This is a genomic window from Streptomyces bacillaris (assembly GCF_003268675.1).
GTDB classification, from domain to species: Bacteria; Actinomycetota; Actinomycetes; order Streptomycetales; family Streptomycetaceae; genus Streptomyces; species Streptomyces bacillaris.
On record NZ_CP029378.1, the window covers coordinates 5,991,438 to 6,012,224 of the forward strand.

The 20,787-nt window shown below is 70.8% G+C and carries 20 protein-coding genes and 1 pseudogene; 8 read left to right on the forward strand and 13 right to left on the reverse strand.

Annotated elements, in window-relative coordinates; translation table 11 throughout:
- Positions 1–98: 98 nt before the first annotated feature.
- The 5 genes from DJ476_RS26015 to DJ476_RS26035 form a co-directional block, all read right to left on the reverse strand.
- Complete coding sequence (locus DJ476_RS26015) at positions 99–1,646, reverse strand: DUF1996 domain-containing protein (protein WP_112491698.1); 1,548 nt, start codon at positions 1,644–1,646, stop codon at positions 99–101.
- A 317-nt stretch (positions 1,647–1,963) separates the two neighbouring features.
- Positions 1,964–2,626: a winged helix-turn-helix domain-containing protein gene (locus DJ476_RS26020; RefSeq protein WP_112491699.1), complete on the reverse strand. Its 663-nt coding sequence runs from the start codon at positions 2,624–2,626 to the stop codon at positions 1,964–1,966.
- Between the two features lie 402 nt (positions 2,627–3,028).
- On the reverse strand, positions 3,029–4,063 hold the full coding sequence (gene glnII, locus DJ476_RS26025; RefSeq protein WP_103416243.1) for a glutamine synthetase: 1,035 nt from the start codon (positions 4,061–4,063) through the stop codon (positions 3,029–3,031).
- A gap of 165 nt (positions 4,064–4,228) precedes the next feature.
- A complete protein-coding gene (locus tag DJ476_RS26030; protein ID WP_112491700.1) occupies positions 4,229–5,386 on the reverse strand; it encodes an ARPP-2 domain-containing protein in 1,158 nt (385 codons plus the stop codon).
- Positions 5,383–7,086 (reverse strand): hypothetical protein, encoded by a 1,704-nt coding sequence (locus DJ476_RS26035; protein ID WP_112491701.1) that lies wholly within the window; start codon positions 7,084–7,086, stop codon positions 5,383–5,385. Before DJ476_RS26035 ends, DJ476_RS26030 begins: the two co-directional genes overlap by 4 nt.
- Before the next feature lie 177 nt (positions 7,087–7,263).
- On the opposite strand from DJ476_RS26035, the gene DJ476_RS26040 reads away from it, so the two are divergent.
- On the forward strand, positions 7,264–8,196 hold the full coding sequence (locus tag DJ476_RS26040) for a Gfo/Idh/MocA family protein (protein ID WP_112491702.1): 933 nt from the start codon (positions 7,264–7,266) through the stop codon (positions 8,194–8,196).
- Positions 8,197–8,402: 206 nt separating this feature from the next.
- On the opposite strand, the gene DJ476_RS26045 is transcribed toward DJ476_RS26040, so the two are convergent.
- A complete protein-coding gene (locus DJ476_RS26045; protein ID WP_070203275.1) occupies positions 8,403–8,762 on the reverse strand; it encodes an arsenate reductase family protein in 360 nt (119 codons plus the stop codon).
- Between the two features lie 119 nt (positions 8,763–8,881).
- Between DJ476_RS26045 and DJ476_RS26050 the strand changes: the two genes are divergently transcribed.
- A complete protein-coding gene (locus tag DJ476_RS26050; RefSeq protein ID WP_018486745.1) occupies positions 8,882–9,187 on the forward strand; it encodes a hypothetical protein in 306 nt (101 codons plus the stop codon).
- A 95-nt stretch (positions 9,188–9,282) separates the two neighbouring features.
- Here the strand turns inward: DJ476_RS26050 and DJ476_RS26055 are convergent.
- Positions 9,283–9,549: pseudogene (locus tag DJ476_RS26055) on the reverse strand (MarR family winged helix-turn-helix transcriptional regulator); the annotation flags it as partial.
- On the opposite strand from DJ476_RS26055, the gene DJ476_RS26060 reads away from it, so the two are divergent.
- The 4 genes from DJ476_RS26060 (at position 9,550) to DJ476_RS26070 (ending at position 11,477) form a co-directional block, all read left to right on the forward strand.
- Positions 9,550–9,885: an HGxxPAAW family protein gene (locus tag DJ476_RS26060; protein WP_112492628.1), complete on the forward strand. Its 336-nt coding sequence runs from the start codon at positions 9,550–9,552 to the stop codon at positions 9,883–9,885.
- 67 nt (positions 9,886–9,952) lie between these two features.
- The gene (locus DJ476_RS26065; protein ID WP_112491703.1) at positions 9,953–10,519 is read left to right on the forward strand and encodes a GNAT family N-acetyltransferase; all 567 of its coding nucleotides are present in this window, start codon (positions 9,953–9,955) and stop codon (positions 10,517–10,519) included.
- Between the two features lie 124 nt (positions 10,520–10,643).
- Positions 10,644–10,787: an HGGxSTG domain-containing protein gene (locus tag DJ476_RS34995; protein ID WP_164497256.1), complete on the forward strand. Its 144-nt coding sequence runs from the start codon at positions 10,644–10,646 to the stop codon at positions 10,785–10,787.
- A gap of 180 nt (positions 10,788–10,967) precedes the next feature.
- A complete protein-coding gene (locus tag DJ476_RS26070) occupies positions 10,968–11,477 on the forward strand; it encodes a DUF5753 domain-containing protein (protein WP_241565401.1) in 510 nt (169 codons plus the stop codon).
- Positions 11,478–11,661: 184 nt separating this feature from the next.
- On the opposite strand, the gene DJ476_RS26075 is transcribed toward DJ476_RS26070, so the two are convergent.
- Together DJ476_RS26075 and DJ476_RS26080 are read right to left on the reverse strand one after the other, a co-directional pair.
- Positions 11,662–11,877, reverse strand: a complete 216-nt coding sequence (locus DJ476_RS26075) for a helix-turn-helix domain-containing protein (protein WP_308435368.1) — start codon at positions 11,875–11,877, stop codon at positions 11,662–11,664.
- A gap of 29 nt (positions 11,878–11,906) precedes the next feature.
- The gene (locus tag DJ476_RS26080) at positions 11,907–12,656 is read right to left on the reverse strand and encodes a hypothetical protein (protein ID WP_112491704.1); all 750 of its coding nucleotides are present in this window, start codon (positions 12,654–12,656) and stop codon (positions 11,907–11,909) included.
- A 596-nt stretch (positions 12,657–13,252) separates the two neighbouring features.
- On the opposite strand from DJ476_RS26080, the gene DJ476_RS26085 reads away from it, so the two are divergent.
- Positions 13,253–16,009, forward strand: coding sequence for an AfsR/SARP family transcriptional regulator (locus DJ476_RS26085; protein WP_162638792.1), 2,757 nt, complete (start codon positions 13,253–13,255; stop codon positions 16,007–16,009).
- A 172-nt stretch (positions 16,010–16,181) separates the two neighbouring features.
- Here the strand turns inward: DJ476_RS26085 and glnA are convergent, their stop codons facing one another.
- Positions 16,182–17,591 carry a type I glutamate--ammonia ligase gene (gene glnA, locus DJ476_RS26090; protein WP_019764442.1) on the reverse strand — a complete coding sequence of 470 codons (1,410 nt, stop codon included), beginning with the start codon at positions 17,589–17,591 and terminating at the stop codon, positions 16,182–16,184.
- A gap of 295 nt (positions 17,592–17,886) precedes the next feature.
- Here glnA and DJ476_RS26095 point away from each other — a divergent pair, with 295 nt between their 5' ends.
- Positions 17,887–18,294 (forward strand): RDD family protein, encoded by a 408-nt coding sequence (locus DJ476_RS26095; protein ID WP_070203270.1) that lies wholly within the window; start codon positions 17,887–17,889, stop codon positions 18,292–18,294.
- Between the two features lie 242 nt (positions 18,295–18,536).
- Here DJ476_RS26095 and DJ476_RS26100 read toward each other — a convergent pair whose 3' ends face one another.
- The 3 genes from DJ476_RS26100 to lipA form a co-directional block, all read right to left on the reverse strand.
- Positions 18,537–19,244 (reverse strand): DUF4191 domain-containing protein, encoded by a 708-nt coding sequence (locus DJ476_RS26100; RefSeq protein ID WP_019764440.1) that lies wholly within the window; start codon positions 19,242–19,244, stop codon positions 18,537–18,539.
- A 30-nt stretch (positions 19,245–19,274) separates the two neighbouring features.
- Positions 19,275–19,475 (reverse strand): SCO2195 family GlnR-regulated protein, encoded by a 201-nt coding sequence (locus tag DJ476_RS26105; protein WP_019764439.1) that lies wholly within the window; start codon positions 19,473–19,475, stop codon positions 19,275–19,277.
- Positions 19,476–19,789: 314 nt separating this feature from the next.
- A complete protein-coding gene (gene lipA / locus DJ476_RS26110) occupies positions 19,790–20,779 on the reverse strand; it encodes a lipoyl synthase (protein WP_103416234.1) in 990 nt (329 codons plus the stop codon).
- Positions 20,780–20,787 lie beyond the last annotated feature (8 nt).

Sequence of the window (20,787 nt, forward strand, 5' to 3'; positions counted from 1 at the left end):
GCGCTGCCGGGCGCCGACGCCGGCACCCGGCAGCGCCGAGGTCGTGGCGCCGGCGCGGGGGCCGTGCCGGACCGGCGGTGGCGGCGCCGGGAGGTGGATCAGCGGCAGCGGCGCCCGTCGTTGATGCACCGCACCATCTTCTGCATCAGCCGCTGGTCGAAGACGTTGATGAAGTCGCCGTGGTCGGTGATCGGCTTGTGCAGCTGCTCGGGGAAGGAGTCGACGGCGAAGCCGGGGCCCGGCGGCACGTCGTACACGATCCGCTGGACCAGCTGCGGAATCGCCCGGAACCCCTTCGGGCAGCGCCCGTCGGCCCGTGCGAACGCCACATGGGTGCGGTGGTTGGCGCTGTCGGTGTTCCGCCCGTCCCAGCAGCTCTGGAAGGCGAACGTCCGCACCACCTGACTGCCTTCGGGGCAGATCGGGTACTTGTCCCTGAGCTGGCGGTCCTCGAAGCCGGTGCAGCTCCAGGAGGCGTTCGCGTTGGCGTCGCCGTTGGTGAACGCCTTCGCGTCCCCGGTGATGATCCGCAGGAAGCGCGGCATCGCGGTGACCCTGCCGACGGGGGAGCCGACGAACTTCAGCGTGACCTCGGACGGTGTCTGGATCTCACCGACGTTCTGGTCCCGCCCGCCGCCGTCGGCGTCCACGTCGGCCTCGTCCTGCCCGTTCTGCAGCCGCAGCACGGGCCAGTAGTAGGTCGAGCGGTCGCCCTGGTTGCGGCAGGTGGTGGCGCCGTTCGCCAGGACGTCGTCGGTGGCGAAGGCGTCGTTGGCCTGGTTGCCGATGTAATCGTGCATATGGTGCGCGCCGTTGCTCACGCCGGGCGCGACGATGACGTTGTCCGGGTTGAACTTCCCGTTCTCGTTGCGGCCGCAGTCAGTGGTGAAGGTGCCCCGGGAGGCGCCGCGGCGCTGCCGGGGGCGGTCGACGTTGGGCTGGACGGACTGGATGTCGACAAAATCGGACGCCTGGGGACCGTTCCCGGCCTGGCCGCCGTTGCCGCCGCCGTTGCCACCGCCCTGGCCACTGTCGTTGCCGTTGCCTCCGGTCCCTGTGTCGTTCCCGTCACCTGTATCGCCAGAGCCGGAGTCGCCGGAGCCGCCGGTCCCGCCCGGGTTCCCCGGGGCGTTGTCGTCGGCGCGCAGGCTGCACCCGGCGAGGCTCTCGATCCCCGTCGGCCGCTCCCCGACGCGGCCGATGGCGATGGCGATGCGGTCGAGGCTCGCCGTCCGCTTGCTCCGCAACGGGCCGAGCACGGCGTTCTCCGCGAGCCCGGGATCCTGGGATATCTGCTCCTTCCGGTCGGCGAACTGCCGGTAGGCATCGGTGATCTGGGTATCCATCGCCGCGAGTTCGCGGTCGACCTCGCCGCGTGCCTGCTCGGGCACCTCGCGCAGTTCGATACCGGCATCGGGACAGTCGATGGTGGACATCTGGCGGCCCACGTTCTGGGCCCGGGTGGGCGGCGCGGCGGACGGCCGCCCTTCCCCCGCGGAGGCGTAGACATTGACCGCCACCAGCCCGCCCCCGCCGAGGATCAGGGCGGCGGAGGCGGCTATGGCCCGGTTGGCCAGGCTGGATCGTTTCTTGCGGGACGTACGGGACGTACGGGACGTACGGGGGGTACGTGCTGAGCGTGGCATGGGACTCCTCTGCTTCGAGGGAGAAGCGTGACGTCCCATACGGGCGGCCCCGGCTCCCCGTTCAGCTCCCCGCCCGAACCCCCCGAGGATTTGTCGGAAGCTCCAGCGGGAAAGCGGTCCTAACCCCCAACTGCCGTGTGAAAAAGGTCAATCCGGCACCGACCGGTGGTATTGCTCAGCCCCTGTCCAGGTAGGCCCCACAGGCCACAGGCGACAGGCGACAGGCGACCGGGACCGGCGGGACGTGACACGCGGCAGCGGCCCCGGTCCACGGCAGAAGACCGTGGACCGGGGCCGCCGAAGGAGCAACGAGCCGGTCAGGGCGTGTACTTGTACCCCACCCGGCGGACCGTCTGGATCGAACGGCGGTGCTCCGCCCCGAGCTTGCGGCGCAGCCGGGCCACATGGACATCGACGGTGCGCCCGTCGCCCACGTGTCCGTACCCCCACACCGTCGTCACCAACTGGTCGCGGGTGTGCACCCGGTGCGGGTGCGCCACCAGATGGGCCAGCAGCTCGAACTCCAGGTAGGTCAGGTCGAGGGTGACCCCGTCGACGGAGGCCGTACGCCGGGTCGAGTCGATCCGGACCGGCCCGGGCGCCGCCTCCTGGGCCGGCTCGTCCGCCACCTGCTGCGGGAAGGCCGCGCGGCCCTGCCGGTCGATCTGCTGGCGGTGCTGGGAGGCGGCCACCGCACCGGCGAGCGCCGGCTGCTGGTCGGCCGGGACGAGCACCAGGTAGCCGATCATCGGCGGCTGGCCGGGCAGGGTGGGCAGCGTGTGCTGGGGTGCGGGCAGCCAGGTCGCGCCCGGCGGCAGGAAGTCGGCCACGTCCGAGAGCCGGGCGACCTCGTCCCGGTCGACGGCGCGCAGGCGGTGGCGGTTGGGGGAGAGGGAGCGGGCGGAGGGGTGGGCCGCAGCGGGTGCCGGGGAGGCTGCGGTGGCAGCGGAAGCGGCGGAGAAAGTACGGGTGTTCGCCATGGAGGGTCAGCTCTTTCGCGCGAGGAGTCGTCGAGGACGGACTTACGTCGTGCGCGCGGACCGAAGGCCGGGGTGAGCGGCTTTAGAGGGCCTGCGCGTTCCACGCGCGGCAACACACCCGGTCGAAATCGTGGTGCTGACGGGAAGGCCAGAACGGCTCGAGGTCGCTGCGACCCGACGCGATGTACTGGAAGCTGGCCATGGCTCCATTGAAGCAGACATTGCGGCTGTGCATCAGACTTCTCTCACCCGTCGATACGGCCGCCCGGCGTTACCTTCCTCACGCTGCGCTTTATCGCGCTCACTTTTTGTTCCGTACGCCTCGAACGAGCGCGAAAACGTACGTGAGGGGCCCGCCGGTCCGGATACCGGCGGGCCCCTCACGGATGCGTGGCGTCGGGATCAGACCTGGTCGGCCTTCTCCAGCGCGGTGCAGCACGTGTCGACGATCAGCCGCGTGACGACGTACGGGTCGACGTTGGCGTTGGGACGGCGGTCCTCGATGTAACCCTTCCGGTCCTGCTCGACCTGCCAGGGGATACGGACCGAGGCGCCGCGGTCGGAGACGCCGTAGCTGTACTCGTTCCACGGGGCGGTCTCGTGCAGACCGGTGAGCCGGTCGTCGATGCCCGCGCCGTAGTTCTTCACGTGGTCCATCGGCTTGGAGCCCTCGCCCAGCGACTCGCACGCGGTGATGATCGCGTCGTAGCCCTCGCGCATCGCCTTGGTGGAGAAGTTGGTGTGTGCGCCCGCGCCGTTCCAGTCGCCCTTGACCGGCTTCGGGTCCAGCGTCGCGGAGACGTCGAAGTCCTCGGCGGTGCGGTAGAGCAGCCAACGGGCCACCCACAGCTGGTCGGAGACGTCCAGCGGGGAGAGCGGGCCCACCTGGAACTCCCACTGGCCGGGCATGACCTCGGCGTTGATGCCGGAGATCCCGAGCCCCGCCTTCAGACAGTTGTCGAGGTGCTTCTCGACGATCTCGCGGCCGAAGATCTCGTCCGCGCCGACCCCGCAGTAGTAGCCGCCCTGCGCGGCCGGGAAGCCGCCCTCGGGGAAGCCGAGCGGCCGGTGGCCGTCGAAGAAGGTGTACTCCTGCTCGATGCCGAAGATCGGGGCCTGGCCCGCGAACTGCTCGGCGACCGGACGCAGCGCCGCCCGCGTGTTGGACTCGTGCGGGGTCATGTCGATGTTGAAGACCTCGCACAGGACGAGGATGTCGTCACCGCCGCGGATGGGGTCCGGGCAGCTGAAGACGGGCTTCAGCACCCGGTCGGAGGCGTGGCCCTCGGCCTGGTTGGTGCTCGAACCGTCGAAGCCCCAGATCGGCAGGTCCGCCGCATCGCCCGACGGCGTGCCGTCCATGATCTTCGTCTTGGAGCGAAGCTTGGCGGTCGGCTCGGTGCCGTCTATCCAGATGTACTCAGCCTTGAACGTCACGGACGCCATCCTTTGCGGGTGCAGCGGTCTATGCAGCGCAGCTTCGCAAGGTGCGATTTCCCGTCCGTTGCCCAAGTGTGAACCCCGTGTTACCGAGGATTCCTGCGTTAAAAAGGGCACCTTGTGGGCTCTCGTCCCACACTGCTCCCCGTCATCTTCCCCTGCTCACACATTGCCCTTGAGGAGCTGGGAGAATCCGGCCGCCCGGATGCGCCGCACCAGCTCCTCGCGGCTCGTCCCGAGCGCCCCGGCGGCCCGGGACAGCTCCCACTCCGCGCCGGCCAGGGTGTGGAGCAGATGGCCGCGCCGGACCTGGGCGTCGGAGAGCCGGAACGTCTTGAGGTAGGCGACCTGCCCCTTGTGGTCGGTGATCGTCTCCCCGATGTGCTGACCGCTCCCTTCCCGGACGAACGGGGGCAGGAACCGCCACAGGGTGAACGACCCCATCCGGTACGCCCGCTCGAAGCCGTACGAGGTGTTCAGCAGCTCCCGCGCGAACAGTCCGTCGTGCGCCTCCTCCCACGCCCGTTCCTGCCCCCGCGCCGCCGCCCGGAGACCGGCGAGCGTGCGGATGTGCTCCTCGCCCCGGATACGTGCCCCGAACTCCGCCACCGGGGCCCCGTACAGCCCGTACTGGTGCACCAGCTCCCCGTACAGGTCCTCCACCAGCGAGGCGTGCAGCAGCCGGTAGTCCTCCGGGTGCGGCACCACGAAGGCGCCGGCGAGCGCGTCGGAGACGTACACCATCACCCCGCACTGGCCCGGGTGGATCTCGAAGACCCGCAGCGCGTCCCCGAGCCCGCGCACCGACCACCCGAGGTACGCGTCCTCCGCGCGCGGCGAGAGCCCGTCGCGCAGGGCCTGGCGCGACCACTCCTCCCAGGCGGTCGACGGCCCGCCGAAGTGCAGCGCGAGATACCCCTCCAGGGCCAGGTGCAGCGGCAGGAACCGCAGCCGGTCGCCGGGACGCCGCTTGGCCATGCGGTGGTGGGCGAGCCGGGGCAGCCGGACGGTGCGCGGCGCCTCCCGCCCGCCGAGCTGGGTCCCGTACGCGGCCGACTGCCCGCCCCCGTCCCGTACGCCTGCGCCCTCGCGGTTACCGTCGCCGTCGCCGGACCAGTCGGCGACGAGCCCGTGGGGGATGTACGAGACGTAGTGCGTACGGGGCCCGAGCTCGACGACCCCCGCACCGAGCCGCTCGTACACCTCCCGGTGCAGCCGGAGCCCGGCGACCGGCTCCCCACGGACGAGCGGCACGAGCCGGACACCGCCCCAGACCTGCGAGGGCCGGGCGGTGAGCCCGGTCAGCTCCAGACGGTTCACGAGCCGTCTCCCTCTCCGGTGAACCGCGCCACCCGCCGGTCCAGATAGGCGTACAGCTCCGCCGCCCCGGTCCGCCCCTCCGCGAACCGGGCGATCTCCACCAGCGCGGGCAGATCCTCCGCGTCCCGGATCCCGGCCGTCGGAACCCCCGCCGCCAGCCGCCGTACGTCGAATCCCCCGGCGTCGTATACGGGGTTGAGGTGCACCACGGCCGTCCGCCGCCCCGGGTCCAGCCGCTGCCGCCACACCCGCAGCACCTCACCCGCCAGCCCGGCCGGAGCGTTGTCCCACCCGTCGGAGACGATCACCAGCCGGTCGGGTGCGGTGCTGCGGGGCCCGTCCGGGTCGGTGCTGTCGGGCCTGTCCGGCGTCGTGCCCACTGGCCCGTCCGGGTCCGCGCCGCCGGGTCCGTCCGGCTCCGAGCCCACCGGCCCGTCCAGGGCCGCGCTGCTGGGCCCGTCCGGCTCCGTACCGCCCGGCTCTGTACCGCCAGGCCCGGCGCCGACCGGCCCGTCCTGCTTCCCGCCACCCGACCCGTCCGGTTCCCCTCCACCCGGCCCGGGCTCCAGCGCGTCCAGGATGCGCATCCCGAGCGGGGTCGGCCCCCAAGGGCGTACGAGCAGGGCGTCGCCCCGGCCCGAGGTCCACAGCCCCCGGTACGCGCCCGGGGCGGCCAGCGCCTCCAGCAGGTAATGGCAGGCCAGGGCCACGGCAAGGGGCCGCCGCCGCTTCTGCCCCGACCCGGACGAGGAGAAGCTGTCGTCCAGCACCGCGTGCACCCGCCCCCAGCTCCCGGCATGGCCGCCCGCGGCACGTCGGGCCGCCGTACGCAGGGCACCGGTCAGCTCGGCACGACGGGCGACGCGCTGCTCGAAGGGGAGCGCGAGGACGTACAGCGCCAGCCGGGTCAGCGGCATCACGGCGAGGTCGGCATCGGGCCCCAGGCCCTCCACCGCCCGCTGCTCCTGGGTACGCAGCCGCTCCAGCCGGGTCATCCGGGGCGCCGCCCGCTCCAGGAAGACGGCACGCTTCATCCCGTGCCGGGCCGCGAACCCCTCCGCGACGGTGAACGGCAGCTCGGCCACGGCCCCCTGCTCGTAGTGCGCGCGCCGCCAGGCGTCCAGCAGCGGATGCGCGTACCGCGGCAGCTTCCCCGGCCGGAACAGGAACGCCCCGACCTCGGCAAGCGGCTCGGCCCCCGGCGGGCAGCGCAGATGAACATGAAGGGCGGCCGTTTTCACGCCACTGCGGTACTTCACCGCGTCGTGCCCCAGATCCGGCCGGGCCGCCAGCCAGTCCCGCATGATCGCCCGGGTACGCCGGTTGTTGATCCCGGCCCGGCGAACGGCACCGAAGAGGCGGTACACGCGCTGAGGCGGGAGCACCGCCAGCCGGGCGGCGATCAGCCGGCCCTCGACGCGCCGCTCCTCTGCGCCGGCCTCGCCCGCGCTCTCCAGGAGCCCGAGGACGATACGGGCGGCGTTGTGGTCGTTGATGTCCAGGGCGAGGGAAGCGGCGTAGACACGGCGGTAATTGACCCGTACGTAGGTGTGCAGGAAATCCAGCGAAAGCTGCTGGTCCATGGCGCCCGAAACACCTGAGCGGAACTCGCGCTGTCCGGTGGCGGTGATCGCGGCGTTCACGAAGAGCAGGACGTCCTCGGCGGCGACGAGATCGGCGAGGCTCTCGGACGTATTCATGGTCTTCCCCCGGGTGGACGCAGCTGCCGGCCGGGGAATGGAGGCGCGAACAACGAAATCATCGCTTCAGAGGCACGTCCCGGAAGTCGCAGCCGAAGTCCCGCGGCCGGCCCGGGAAACGTAGCGGGCCGGGGCAGGCTTTGGCCACCGTATTCCGGCACCGGGCACACTGACTCCATGACGACATCCCCGGCTGCTTCCACCACTCCCGCCGCCGCATCCCCTCTCCGGATCGGCCTCCTCGGCGCGGGCCCCTGGGCGCGCAACACCCATGCCCCCGCCCTCGCGGCCCACCCCGACGCCGTACTGACCGGGGTGTGGGGCCGCAGGGCCGAGGCGGCGGAGGCTCTCGCGACCGCGCACGGGACCCGGGCGTACGCGGGGGAGGCGGGGATCGACGCGCTGCTGGAGGCGAGCGACGCGGTGGCCTTCGCGCTGCCGCCGGACGTACAGGCTCCGCTCGCGGTCCGGGCGGCGAAGGCGGGGTGCCACGTCCTGATGGACAAGCCGGTCGCCACGACGGTCGAGGGAGCGCGGGCGGTCGCGGAGGCGGTGGCAAGGGCGGAGGTGGCCTCGGTGGTCTTCTGCACGCTCCGTTTCGCGCCCGAGACCGCGGCGTGGATCGCGGAACAGACGGCGGTGGGCGGCTGGTTCACCGCCCGCGCGCAGTGGCTGGGCTCGCTCTACGCGGCGGGCTCGGCCAGCGAGTACGCCGACTCGCCGTGGCGGCGGGAGAAGGGCGGCCTGTGGGACGTCGGCCCGCACGCGCTGTCGGTGCTGATCCCGGTGCTCGGTGAGGTCACGGAGCTGACGGCGAGGCGGGGCCCGGCCGACACCACCCACCTGATCCTGCGCCACGGTTCCGGCGCCTCCAGCACGGTGGCCCTGGGCCTGAGCGCCCCGCCGGCCGCGGCGGGCATGGGCATCGAACTGCGGGGCGAGCACGGGACGGCCGAGATCCCGGGGTGGGACGGCGCGCAGCCGGCGCTCCGGGGCGCGGTGGACGCGCTGGCGGAAGCGGTACGTACGGGGGTGCCGCACGCCTGCGACGCCCGCTTCGGCCTCCGGCTGACGGAGCTGCTGGCGGAGGCGGAGCGGCAGGCGGGGTGACGGGGCGGCAGGGCGACGGGGGCCTGACGACGACGGCCGCGCGGGCCCCCGGGGCACGGCCCAGCAGGAACGGCCGACTCCGCGAGCGCCCGGCAGCTACGGCCCCCTTGGCCCCCTCCCTTGGCCACCCCCCGGCTACGGCCCCCCTGGCCGCCACCTCCGGCTACCGCCTCCTCAGCTACGCCCCCTGGCCATCGGCCCCCGGGCTACCGCCCCAGCGCGTCCCGTACGGCGTCCTCGCTCCGCGCCACCACGGCGGTGCCGTCGTCGGCGGTGATGATGGGCCGCTGGATCAACTTGGGGTGCTCGGACAGGGCGGCGATCCACCGCTCCCGCGAACCGGAGTCCCGCGCCCACTCCTTGAGCCCCAGCTCCTTGGCCACGGCCTCCTGCGTCCGCGTGATGTCCCACGGCTCCAGGCCGAGCCGGTCCAGGACGGTCCGGATCTCCTCGGGCGAGGGCACGTCCTCCAGGTAGCGCCGGACGGTGTAGTCCGCCCCCTCGGCGTCGAGCAGAGTGAGTGCGCTGCGGCACTTGGAACAGGCCGGATTGATCCAGATCTCCATGGGGCCAAGGTTACGCGAGGAAGCCCCGAAAACGCCTCTGGCCAGGGGCGATTGTCAGTGGTGGGCAGTAAAATGGAGGGAGTTCGTGAGGGTTCCACCACCCTGCCAGGAGGATGCCGATGGCCGTTGCCGCAGCCACCACCGAGCCGCTCGACCGACAGCTCCCGATGCCCTTCCGCCCGCCCCTGCCCACCCCGCCGGCGAAGAAGCGCCTGCCCGCGGGCCGCCCCCGCGAGTGGTACGTCTCGCACAATCGCCGCCTGAAGGCCATGCGCCTGGCGATCGCCCTGCTCGACAGCGGGGTCTACCAGCCGGCCAGCGCGGGCAACCACAAGATACGGACCACCGCCGAGCGCCTGGGCATGCACCCGCCGTCCGACACCACCTGCCGCATGGTCCGCGCCCTGATCCGCTACGGCCGCTGACCCGACCGCCACCACCACCCACTGACGTACTGTGCCCGGCGGAACGGAAGCCGTTCCGCCGGGCACAGCCATGCCCGCTGCCCCCTCCCGGGGCCCTACGACCCCTCCGTGCTCCCGCCCCGCACCTCGTCCAGAGAGGTGCTCATGATCTCGGTGGCGCGGGTGAACCAGTCGGAGAGCACGGCGATCTCGTCGGGGGAGTAGTCGGCGAACAGGGCGGCGAACCGCTGGTAGTTGGGCCCGTACACCTCGAAGAGCCGGGCGGCGGCGGTCTCGTCGGCGACCACCCGTACCCGCCTGCGGTCGGCCGGGTCGCTCTGCCTGCGGGCGTACCCGGCGCGTTCGAGCCGGGTGATGACCCCATGGGCCACACGGTCGCCGGCTGGACGGGCACCGCGACGGCGGTCGTGGGTTGCACGGTCCTGGGGGTGGCCGTGGCGGCGGTCTCCCTCCCCATCGCCCTCGCCGGCACCGGCCTCACCCTCGGCGCGGCGCTGCTGACCTGGCTCCTCCACCTGGCGGGCTGGGGCAAGCCGAGCGGCCCGCGCCCGGAGAGCGAGTGGTCCTGGAAGGTACGGGACCGCTCGGCCCGCCGGGGCCACCCCGGCTGCCTGGGCTGCCGCATGGCGGGTCGGAGGGGGCACGCCCCCGAAAAGGCATCGAACGCCGTACCGGTTGCCTCTACTGTGACCGGATGACGATCGAGGCGATCACGTACAGGGGCGCCCCCGCCACCACCCGTCGCCCCCAGCCGGGGGGAGCGCGATGAGCGACCTGTGGACCGGCGAGAAGGTACGCCTGCGCGGCATCGAACCCGACGACTGGGAGGGCTTCCGGGCCCTGGCCCTGCACACCGTCGACGCCCGCAACGCCGACGTGGTCGAGCCCCCGCGCTCCGACGAGAGCTTCCGCGCCTGGACCGCCGAACGCGCCGGCCGCCCCCCGAACCCGGCCACGTACCGCCTGGTCATCGAGACCCGCTTCGAGCACGCCTTCGTCGGCGCGGTGACGGTCGGCGAGACGGACGCCCGCGCCGGCCGTTTCCGTACGGGCATCGAGGTCACCCGCGAACACCGCCGCCAGGGCTACGCGTCCGAGGCCACCGAACTGGTCCTCACCTACATGTTCGCCGAACAGCGCAGCCACAAGTGCGAGGTGGAGGTCTACGCCTTCAACGACGCCTCCCTGGCCCTCTACCGCTCCCTCGGCTTCGTGGAGGAAGGCCGCCTGCGCCAGCACGAGTTCTTCGCGGGCACCTACCACGACGTGGTCCTGCTGGGCATCACGGCGGACGAGTACTGGGCGGGGCGCGCGCGGCCCTCGCTGCGCTGAGGCCGAGTCGGCTTCCGGTCGCCCAAGGTCTGGAACCAGCCGAAACGCACAGGGGCGACGGACGTGGGACGCGCCTGTCCCCGACGATGCTCTCAGTGGACCGGCGGACGGCTCGGGAGGCTCCATGGGCAAGCAGGTCACGTGCGGATCGCTGAAGACGAAGACCGGCAAGCCGTGCCGGAATCCGGCGATGATCGGCTACTCCCGGTGCCAGTTGCACCGGGGCGAGTGGACGCCCCCGCAGAAGAGGAAGACCAAGAAGCGGTAGCCGCACCCGGGCGCAGCACCGGGAGCGCGACGGGCACGCCGACCCGGCCGACTCGGGACGAGGGAGACGTGGACGCAGTGACCAGTTCCGTGCCATGGCAGGAGCGCCTGTCCGCAGGCGCCGAAGCCGTCCAGGACGAAGTGATCCGCTGGTACCAGCAGACGTCCGAAGGCCTGGCGTATGTGCCGGACATGGTCTGGGGGGACGCTCCAGACGGACGCGTACGCCACCGTGATCCTGGGGCGGGTCGTCGACTTCCTGGGGGTCCCGGACGACGTGCCCGCCGGGGTGGCCAAGCGGATGGAGCGGCAGCGGGTGCTGTACGACGGTGAGCACCGTTACGACGTCGTCCTCGGGGAACAGGCCCTGTACACGAACGTCGGCGGGGCCGAGGTCATGGCCGAGCAGATCGACCGGATCCTCCGTGACCTCGACCTGCCCTCACTCGACCTCGGCATCATCCCCGCCTCGGCGCCGGTGGGCATGTGCCCCGTCCACGCCTTCAGCCGGCACGGCGACGAGGTCCACGTAGAGCTGGTCTCCTCGGGGGTGAAGGTGACCGAGCCCGCCGAACTCGCTCTCTACCGGAAGGCGTTCGGTCGGCTCGGCGATGCGGCCCTCCGCGGCGAGGGCGCCCGGAAGCTCCTGCACAAGGCCCGGGACTTCTGGGCTGAAGGCGGGCGGGGCTGACCGCACGGCGTTCGCGGGCACGGCCGAGGGCCGCCACCTCCGGGAGGAAGGGGCGGCCCTCGGTGCCCGGGGTCAGGGAGACGAAGGTGTCACCAGTGCCGGCTGGTGAAGGTGGCTTGCCAGTCACTGAGCGAACCACCCTGACGGGAAGACCAGGTGCAGGGTGAGCGAGTGGCCCGAAGCGTCAGGCACCGTGGTCCAGCGTGTAAACGGCGCGCTCATCCACACCGATGGCGCGCATCAGCTCGATGGTGGGCACCCTGTACCGGTTGCCGATCCGCAGGATCTTGCAAGGAAAATCACCTCTGCGGGCCAGTCGGTACGCGGTGGTCGGGCAGATGCCCAGAGCCCGAGCGGCGGTCGGCACGTCCACGGTGACCGGAAGGTCGAATGCTTCCACGAAGCTCAGCGGGACGTGCCTGCCCGCGCTCATCGGTGCCCCGCCCCGCGGCTGCGGGGACCGTCGGCGGCCTGCCGCCTGCGACCCGTGTCGCGCCGCCGGCAGCCGGCCCCCCTCCCTTCGGCTGACTCCGTGAGCGCGGCCAAGGCCCGTCGGCCCACGCTCTCGGGAGACACGGTGAAGCGCAAGTGGGCCCGGAGCCCGCCAACCTGCTCGTGCCGGGTGACTTCGACCTGTCGCGGCCGGACCCGTTCGGTGATCTGTGGCCCGTCGCACGGTACGCCGCGGCTGTCGGAGAGACGCTCCAGCGTGTCGTCGGCGAATTCACGAGCTCCGGACCGGGCGAGGCGCCACGCCCGGCTGCATACCGCCTTCAGCAGACCGTCCACCGAGTCGGCCGGCGGCTGCTCGCAGCCCTGCAGGCCTTCCAGCAGGGCCAGAACCATCTCCGCCTCCAGATCGGCCCGATCGGCGCGCAATCGGCGGCTGATGCGGGCGGCGGTGCCGTTCAGCCTGGGCAGAGCCAGCCAGACCAGCAGCAGCCGCCCCATCCCGGCGGGCCCGTGTTCCGCCGCCGCGGCCCGCACGACCGCCTGCCAGATCGGGGTGACGAGGGTGGGGTCGCGATCCGGGCCGTAGAGGGCCTCCCGTGCTTGGCCAGGTGTCAGCACAAGGGGCGTCGTACTGTCCGTGACGACGGTCAGCCGGATCGCCTCCGTCGTCCCGGGGTCGTCGAAACGCCGTGATACGGCAGCGAACACGCTGCTGGTGTTGGCCATGGTCAAGGCACAGTCCTCTCTTGCTGTCCGCCTGACGGCAGAAATGTCGTTGAGTGGTAACGCGTGCCACGCAGGGGTATCCCGTTGCGGCCTGTGAACTCGGCGGGCCGCAGCGGTAGGAAGGGCGAAGGGTCCTCCCGGGGGTGCCCCTCCTATGGAGGGGCACCTGATACGGACCGCGCCGCTGATCTCAGACCTCGGACGGCGACGGGTTGTCCGGGGTGGTGTCGGACGGGGTTGCCGATGTCGACGGCAGTTCCTTCCCGCGGGTCCGACGCTTGATGCCCGTCGGGAAGCCGCCGGAAGCCCGCTTGGCACGTCCTCCCCGGCGCCCGGGCAGACGGTTGCTCATGCTCTTGTCCTTCCTCGTTCTGGCAGTTCTCCGGTTCATCACCGCCCTGTTCGGCGAGCGACTGACGCCATGGTGCCCAGCGGGGCGGCACCCGGACGGGAGCGGAACTGAGGAATCTCTGAGTCGGATCTGAGGGGGCGTGAAGTAGTGCGTTGGTGTAAAGCGATGTCCGGATACGCACAGATCTCTGTGGTGTCGGCGCAGTGGCCCCAGGAGGTCACCGTGAAAGCGGAGGGGAGCGGACGTGGAGGGACGGGTGCTCGGGGTCGTCACCGTCGGGCCGACGGGTTCGAGCGATGGCCCGACGGTTACGGGAACCAAGAAGTCGGCCGCCCTGTTCGCCCTGCTGGTCACCTCGGAGGGGGGCCGCTGCCCTGTGTCTGAGGTGTTCGACTGTCTCTGGCCTGGATCGCCGTTTGTGCGCAACCGCCTCGACCGAGTGATGTCGGACTTGCGGAGTGCCCTGCGGAACAAGGAATTCCTGACCACGGACTCGGGAGTCTGTTCCCTTCGCCTGCCGAGGGAACAGATCGACCTCTACCGCTTTCGGGATTCGCTGCGAAGCGCGGAAACGCTGTCGGGGAAAGAGAAGTTCGAGGCCATCTCCGCCGCGCTGACGCAGTGGCCACGCGGTCTGGTGCCGTTGAGTGGCCTGGAGGACCCGTGGGCGGCAGTCCGCCGAGAGGAGCTGCATCGGGAGCGGATGGAGGCGCTGCAGGCTCAGTTCGAAGTCGCGCTGCGGGCCGGCCTGGACGAGTGGCTGCATGTCGAGTCGAAGCGCCTGTACCACGACCTCCCGGAGGAATCCTGGCTGTTCCGGTTCTACCTCATGCAACATGGAGGCACGCTGTCGCCGTCGAAACTGGAGAGAGCGATCAGGCGATGGACCAAGCGGTTCCTGCAGCCGGACGACAAGCTGCAAGCCGTCATCGACCGACTGCACGGGAAGGCGCCCAGCGCGCGTATCCCTACCCTGGCGCACGTGCCCGATCAGCTGCCTCCCCTTGGGCGCCCTGCGCTGGGCCGGGAAGCGGAACTCCATCAGGTGGTGGAGACGGTGCGCCGACGGCAGAAGTCAGGCCGTCCCACCGTGGTGGTGATCAGCGGACTGCCCGGAATCGGGAAGAGCCTGCTGGCGAACCACGCCGCGCACGCGCTACGGCAGATCTTTCCGGACGGGGTGCTCTTCGCGGAACTCGGAGGCTTCGCGGAGCCGGGGGTGAGGCCCGCTGACCCGGAGAGCGTCATCGATGGATTTCTGGCGGAGTTCCCGGTTCCCACGAAACCCGTCGGCCTGGCACAGAAGGTCACGGCGCTACGGTCGGTGCTGGCGAACAGGGCTGTGCTCATCGTGCTCGATGACGCATGGGACGACCAGCAGGTACTGCCACTGCTGCCCGGTACGGGTGCCGGCGCGGTGCTGATCACCAGCCGGCGCCGCTTGGAGACGCTTCGAGCCGATCCCCAGGTGGAGGAAGTGCTCCTGGGGGAGCTGGACGACGAGGCCTCCACCGCGCTGTTGGAGGAGCGCATGCCCCAGGCCCACCGCGGCAAGACCTCGCGAGAGGTCAAGGCCATCGTGGAGCTGTGCCGAGGCCATCCCTTGGCCCTCTCGGTGACCGCCCGAAGGCTCGACGGCCACGCCTTCGCGGCGATCCATCATCTGCACCAGAAGCTCAAAGTGGAGGAGGAGCGGCTCGATGCCCTGGACCACCGGCCGTCCCAACTGTCCGTCAAGGCCGCGCTGGCCTGCTCGGTGGACACCCTGTCCGAGCAGGCGCGTTGCCTGCTCTGGCAGCTCGCAGTGCATCCAGGACCCTCGATCAGCTGGTCGGCGGTGTTGGACCTAGGCCTGGCGGGCGAGGAGTTGCATACCGACCGGGCGATCGAGGAACTTCTGACGGCGAATCTGGTGGAGCTGCGGTCGGATCGCTATCGCCTGCATGATCTGGTGCGGACGTTCGCCCGTCAGCGGGTGCTTCCCGAGGCTTTCCGTGCGAACGCCGACTTCGAGGCGGCGACTGTCCGGCAGGTTCTGGAACACCAGCTCCAGAAGGTCTGGGCCTGCGACCAGTGGCTCGACGGTCAGCGGTCGTTGCCCGTCGGCGAACCGGAGGGCATCACGGTGGACCGGCCCGAGGGGCTGGAAGCTGCTCTGACCATGCTCGATGACTCGTACGACGAGGTCGTCCGGGGCATTGAGCTGTCGCTCGGACACGGCAGCCGACGCCATACGTGGCTGCTGCCGATGGCACTGGTCACCTACCTGTGGCGCCGCCGCCGTTTGAGGGATGCTCAGCGGTTCCTCACCCTGGCCGGGGAAGCCGCGGAGCAGTGCGGGGCGCCACCGGTGGAGCAGGCCATGACACACCGGATGCTCGCGGGGACCTACTGGCACCAGGGCCGGTTCGACCTGGCGGCCAATCAGCTGGTCCGGGCGGTGCGGCTGAGTGAGCAGGACAGCAGTGCCCGAGGCAGGCTGAGCCTCGCGAGGTCACGGCACACCCTGGCGATCACTCGGCGTAAGCAGGGGCGTGAAGCGGAGGCGGAGCAGGACCACCGGTCGGCGCTGGGCGTGTACCGGGAGCTGTCCGATGCAGCGGGGGCGGCCGCGGCGCTGAACGGCTTGGGGACGATCCACCACGATCGAGGTGAGGACGACGAGGCCCTCGCCGCCTGCACCGAGGCGCTCGACCTGGTCCGCGGGACGACGGACCGCAGAGGCTTGGCCGATGTGCTGCGCACCCTGGCCGAGATCCGTTTTGCCATGGGGGACAGGGAGCCGGCGCTCGAGCTGTTCGGACGGGCAGTTCTGATCTACCGCGAGCTGGGCTCGTGGATCGAAGAGGACCGGGCGCTGGACCTTCAGGCCGATGCTCTGGTGATGGCCGGCCGGAAGGCCGATGCGGTGGCTGCCCTGGAACGAGTGATGGCCTTGCGCGAGCTGATGGGCGGCATGGATCTCGCCGAGGTGCGTGACCGGCTGGAATCGCTGCGGTGACGGCCGTCGTACCACGTCCGTGGACAGGCGGTTCCCTCCTCGGAAACTCGCGTGGCCGGGCCGGGAGACCGCTTCGAGTCGCTGCTGCGCACCGACCCCCGGCACGGCCGAGGGCCGCCACCTCCGGGAGGAGATGGCGGCCCTCGGTGTGCGACACCGTCGTTCGGACGGCTCAGAGGTCGAAGTACAGCTCGAACTCGTGCGGGTGCGGGCGCAGCTGGATCGGGGCGATCTCGTTCGTGCGCTTGTAGTCGATCCACGTCTCGATCAGGTCCGACGTGAAGACGCCGCCCGCCTGGAGGTACTCGTTGTCCGCCTCCAGGGCGTCGAGCACGGCCGGGAGGGAGGTCGGGACCTGCTGGACGTTGGCGTGCTCCTCGGGAGCCAGCTCGTAGAGGTCCTTGTCGATCGGCTCGGCCGGCTCGATCTTGTTCTTCACGCCGTCCAGGCCCGCCATCAGCAGCGCGGAGAACGCGAGGTACGGGTTGGAGGACGGGTCCGGGGCGCGGAACTCGACGCGCTTGGCCTTCGGGTTCGAGCCGGTGATCGGGATGCGCATCGCGGCGGAACGGTTCCGCTGCGAGTACACCAGGTTGACCGGGGCCTCGAAGCCGGGGACCAGGCGGTGGTACGAGTTCACCGTCGGGTTGGTGAAGGCCAGCAGCGACGGGGCGTGCTTCAGGATGCCGCCGATGTAGTAGCGCGCGGTGTCCGAGAGACCGGCGTAGCCCTGCTCGTCGTAGAAGAGCGGCGAGCCGCCCTGCCACAGCGACTGGTGGACGTGCATGCCCGAGCCGTTGTCACCGAAGATCGGCTTCGGCATGAAGGTCGCGGTCTTGCCGTTGCGCCAGGCGACGTTCTTCACGATGTACTTGAAGAGCATCAGGTCGTCGGCCGCGGCGAGCAGCGTGTTGAACTTGTAGTTGATCTCGGCCTGGCCGGCGGTGCCGACCTCGTGGTGCTGGCGCTCGACCTGGAGGCCGTTCTTGTCCAGCTCCAGGGAGATCTCGGCGCGCAGGTCGGCGAAGTGGTCGACCGGCGGGGCCGGGAAGTAGCCGCCCTTGTAGCGGACCTTGTAACCCCGGTTGTTCTCGACCGCACCGGTGTTCCAGGCGCCGGCCTCGGAGTCGATGTGGTAGAAGCTCTCGTTCGCCGACGTCTGGAAGCGGACGTTGTCGAAGACGTAGAACTCGGCCTCCGGGCCGAAGTACGCGGTGTCCGCGATGCCGGTCGAGGCCAGGTACGCCTCGGCCTTCTTGGCGATGTTGCGCGGGTCACGGCTGTACTGCTCGCCCGTGATCGGGTCGTGGATGAAGAAGTTGATGTTGATCGTCTTGTCGCGGCGGAACGGGTCCACCCGAGCCGTCGACAGGTCCGCGCGCAGCGCCATGTCCGACTCGTGGATGGCCTGGAAACCGCGGATCGACGAACCGTCGAAGGCCAGCTCCTCGGCCGGGTCGAACGTCGCCGCCGGGATCGTGAAGTGCTGCATCACCCCGGGCAGGTCGCAGAACCGGACATCGATGAACTTGACGTCGTTGTCCGCTACGTACTTCTGCACTTCGTCGGCGTTCCGGAACATCCAACTCCTCCTACTCCCGGCCCAGGAGGGACGGGGTTGTAGCTCGTTGAGCGGCCAGTGCGGGTGGCACACGCTGGACCCGACCATAGGCAGACGTGGTTTCTCAAGCATGACCCATTTGTTTCGCTCAAGTTAACCGCGCCGGGGGTGACCGGCATCTCAGCGCCGCTCCCCGCACGGTTCTTTCCCTGCCCCGCCCGGCCGGGTGTGAACGGGGGCGCAGTACCGTGGTCGGGTGGACAACAGGCAAGCAATCGGATCGTGGCTCTCGGGGCCCCGCGCGGCCGCCGAAGAGATGGGCGCCGACTTCGGCTACCGCGGCAAGCGGCTCGGGCTGCCCGAGGAGGGGCCGGGGGCCATCGCGCCGATCGGCCGTCGTTTCGGGGCGATCTTCATCGACTGGTCGCTCTGCATGGTGATCGCATACGGGCTGCTCGCTCGCGGTGACCAGCAGGCGGCGGGGAACTGGGCGCTCGGCGTCTTCCTCCTGATGAGCGCCCTCACCGTCGGCACCATCGGCTGCACCCCCGGCAAGCGCCTCCTGGGGCTGCGCGTGGTCTCCGAGGACGGCGGCCGCCTCGGCTTCGGCCGCGTGGTCGTACGGACCGTGCTGCTCCTGCTCGTCATCCCCGCCCTCGTCTGGGACCGGGACGGGCGCGGACTGCACGACCGGCTCGGCCGCGCCGTACAGGTGCGGATGTAGCTCCGCCCGTACAGGTACGCATGTAGCTCTGCTCGTGCTCGTACGGGTACGCATGTGCTCCGCCCGGGCAGGTGCGGATGCGCCCTTGTCGTACAGGTGTGGATGCAGCCCTGCCGTTCACGTACGGACGCAGCCCCCAGCAGCAGGCGATGTGGCCCGCACGAACATCCGCGGCACGCAGCGCGGCCCCGGACCTTCCTCGGTCCGGGGCCGCTGCGTTTCCGGCGCGCGTACGTCCGGTGTCAGCGCATCTTTCCGCCGCGCGGCATCCGCATGCCCTTGGGCATCGGGCCCTTAGGCAGCGGCATGTTGCTCATCAGGTCGCCCATCGCGCGCAGCCGGTCGTTGGTGGTGGTCACCTGCGGGCCGGTCAGGACGCGGGGGAGCTTCAGCATCTTGGTGCGGACCTTCTTCAGCGGCACCTGGCCCTCGCCGTTGCCGACGATGATGTCGTGGACCGGGACGTCCACCACGATGCGGGCCATCTTCTTCTTCTCAGCCGCCAGCAGGCCCTTCACCCGGTTCGGGTTGCCCTCGGCGACCAGGACGATGCCGGCCTTGCCGACCGACCGGTGCACGACGTCCTGGCTGCGGTTCATCGCCACCGCGGGGGTCGTGGTCCAGCCGCGGCCGATCCGGTCCAGGACGGCGGCCGCCGCGCCGGGCTGGCCCTCCATCTGGCCGAAGGCCGCCCGCTCGGCCCGTCGCCCGAAGACGATCGCCATCGCGAGGACGGCCAGGACGAAGCCCAGGATGCCCAGGTAGACCGGGTGCCCGATCGCGAAGCCGATACCGAGGAGGACACCGAAGGTGGCGATTCCGACACCCGCGATGACAAGACCGATCTTGCTGTCGGTCCGCCTGGTCATCTTGTAGGTCAGGGCGATCTGCTTGAGCCGCCCCGCGTTCTCGGCGCTGTCCGCGCCTTCAGTTTTTGCCTTCCTCGCCATGTATCGAAGTTTACGTGGCGAGGAAGCGACCTAGGAACGGTGGTCGGCCACCGCGTCCAGGACGTACTCGGCCTCCACCCGGTCCTTGGCCCGGCGGCGGTCCTCCAGGACGGCCGTCCAGGCGTTGCGGCGGGCGGTGCGCTGGCCGCCGCTCAGCAGCAGCGACTCGACGGCGCGCAGGGCGGTGGTGACGGACGGAAGGGCGTGGGCGCGGACCGGTGCGGCCTGCATGGTGTCTCCCCCTCGGAGCGGGTGCGCCACCCGGGACACGGGTCGGCGCGGACTGAGTACGGGGACCTCGGTACGGGGACCGTGGCGGCGGCCGCGGGAGCTGCCGCCGTACATGTACCTAGGGTCACTGCTCGGTGTTACCAGCGCGTGACCGGTCGGTCAAACACCAATGAACCCTTCATTCCGGTGCCCCGCACGCCGAAGCGGCCCATACGCGTCCCTCACCTGCGGGGAGCGTACGGGCCGCTTCGATCCTGCGGTTACCGACCGGTAGTCCGGGTGAGCGGACTCACACGGCCAGGTGCTGCGGACACTCAGACGGCCTGGGCCGTGGGGAGGGTCGTCGGCACGGCCCCGGCGGCCGCGCCGCGGGCCTCCATCGCCTGCTGGAAGAGCCGGCCCGCGCGGTACGAGGAACGCACCAGCGGCCCCGACATCACGCCGGAGTACCCGATCGCGTCGGCCTCGTCCTTCAGCTCGACGAACTCCATCGGCTTCACCCAGCGCTCGACCGGGTGGTGGCGCACGGTGGGCCGCAGGTACTGCGTAATCGTGATGAGCTCGCAACCCGCGTCGTACAGGTCCTGGAGCGCCTCGCTGACCTCCTCGCGGGTCTCGCCCATGCCGAGGATCAGGTTCGACTTGGTCACCAGACCGGCCTCGCGGGCCCGCGTGATGACCTCCAGCGACCGCTCGTAGCGGAAACCGGGGCGGATGCGCTTGAAGATGCGCGGCACCGTCTCCACGTTGTGCGCGAGCACCTCGGGGCGCGAGGAGAAGACCTCGGCCAGCTGCTCGGGCTCCGCGTTGAAGTCGGGGATCAGCAGCTCGACCTTGGTCGCGCCCGCCTCCCGCTCCGCGGTCAGCGTGTGGATCTGGCGCACGGTCTCCGCGTACAGCCAGGCACCGCCGTCCTCCAAGTCGTCGCGGGCGACGCCGGTGATGGTGGCGTAGTTCAGGTCCATCGTGACGACCGACTCGCCGACCCGGCGGGGCTCGTCACGGTCCAGCGCCTGCGGCTTGCCCGTGTCGATCTGGCAGAAGTCACAGCGCCGCGTGCACTGGTCGCCACCGATGAGGAACGTGGCCTCGCGGTCCTCCCAGCACTCGAAGATGTTGGGGCAGCCCGCCTCCTGGCAGACCGTGTGCAGCCCCTCGCCCTTCACGAGATTCTGCAGCTGCTTGTACTCGGGGCCCATCTTCGCCCGCGTTTTGATCCACTCGGGCTTGCGCTCGATGGGGGTCTGGCTGTTCCGGACCTCCAAGCGCAGCATCTTGCGCCCGTCGGGTGCGACAGCGGACACTCCGGCTC

Excerpts from the sequence above, each read along its gene's own strand:
- DJ476_RS26015 (WP_112491698.1), bottom strand. The coding sequence starts at position 1,646 with ATGCCACGCTCAGCACGTACCCCCCGTACGTCCCGTACGTCCCGTACG.
- DJ476_RS26070 (WP_241565401.1), top strand. The coding sequence starts at position 10,968 with ATGTGCCGGACATGGTCTGGGGGGACGCTCCAGACGGACGCGTACGCC.
- DJ476_RS26080 (WP_112491704.1), bottom strand. The coding sequence starts at position 12,656 with ATGGCCAACACCAGCAGCGTGTTCGCTGCCGTATCACGGCGTTTCGAC.
- DJ476_RS34995 (WP_164497256.1), top strand. The coding sequence starts at position 10,644 with ATGGGCAAGCAGGTCACGTGCGGATCGCTGAAGACGAAGACCGGCAAG.
- DJ476_RS26060 (WP_112492628.1), top strand. The coding sequence starts at position 9,550 with ATGGGCCACACGGTCGCCGGCTGGACGGGCACCGCGACGGCGGTCGTG.
- DJ476_RS26040 (WP_112491702.1), top strand. The coding sequence starts at position 7,264 with ATGACGACATCCCCGGCTGCTTCCACCACTCCCGCCGCCGCATCCCCT.
- glnA (WP_019764442.1), bottom strand. The coding sequence starts at position 17,591 with ATGTTCCGGAACGCCGACGAAGTGCAGAAGTACGTAGCGGACAACGAC.
- DJ476_RS26105 (WP_019764439.1), bottom strand. The coding sequence starts at position 19,475 with ATGCAGGCCGCACCGGTCCGCGCCCACGCCCTTCCGTCCGTCACCACC.
- DJ476_RS26100 (WP_019764440.1), bottom strand. The coding sequence starts at position 19,244 with ATGGCGAGGAAGGCAAAAACTGAAGGCGCGGACAGCGCCGAGAACGCG.
- DJ476_RS26065 (WP_112491703.1), top strand. The coding sequence starts at position 9,953 with ATGAGCGACCTGTGGACCGGCGAGAAGGTACGCCTGCGCGGCATCGAA.
- DJ476_RS26020 (WP_112491699.1), bottom strand. The coding sequence starts at position 2,626 with ATGGCGAACACCCGTACTTTCTCCGCCGCTTCCGCTGCCACCGCAGCC.
- DJ476_RS26035 (WP_112491701.1), bottom strand. The coding sequence starts at position 7,086 with ATGAATACGTCCGAGAGCCTCGCCGATCTCGTCGCCGCCGAGGACGTC.
- DJ476_RS26095 (WP_070203270.1), top strand. The coding sequence starts at position 17,887 with ATGGGCGCCGACTTCGGCTACCGCGGCAAGCGGCTCGGGCTGCCCGAG.
- DJ476_RS26045 (WP_070203275.1), bottom strand. The coding sequence starts at position 8,762 with ATGGAGATCTGGATCAATCCGGCCTGTTCCAAGTGCCGCAGCGCACTC.
- DJ476_RS26050 (WP_018486745.1), top strand. The coding sequence starts at position 8,882 with ATGGCCGTTGCCGCAGCCACCACCGAGCCGCTCGACCGACAGCTCCCG.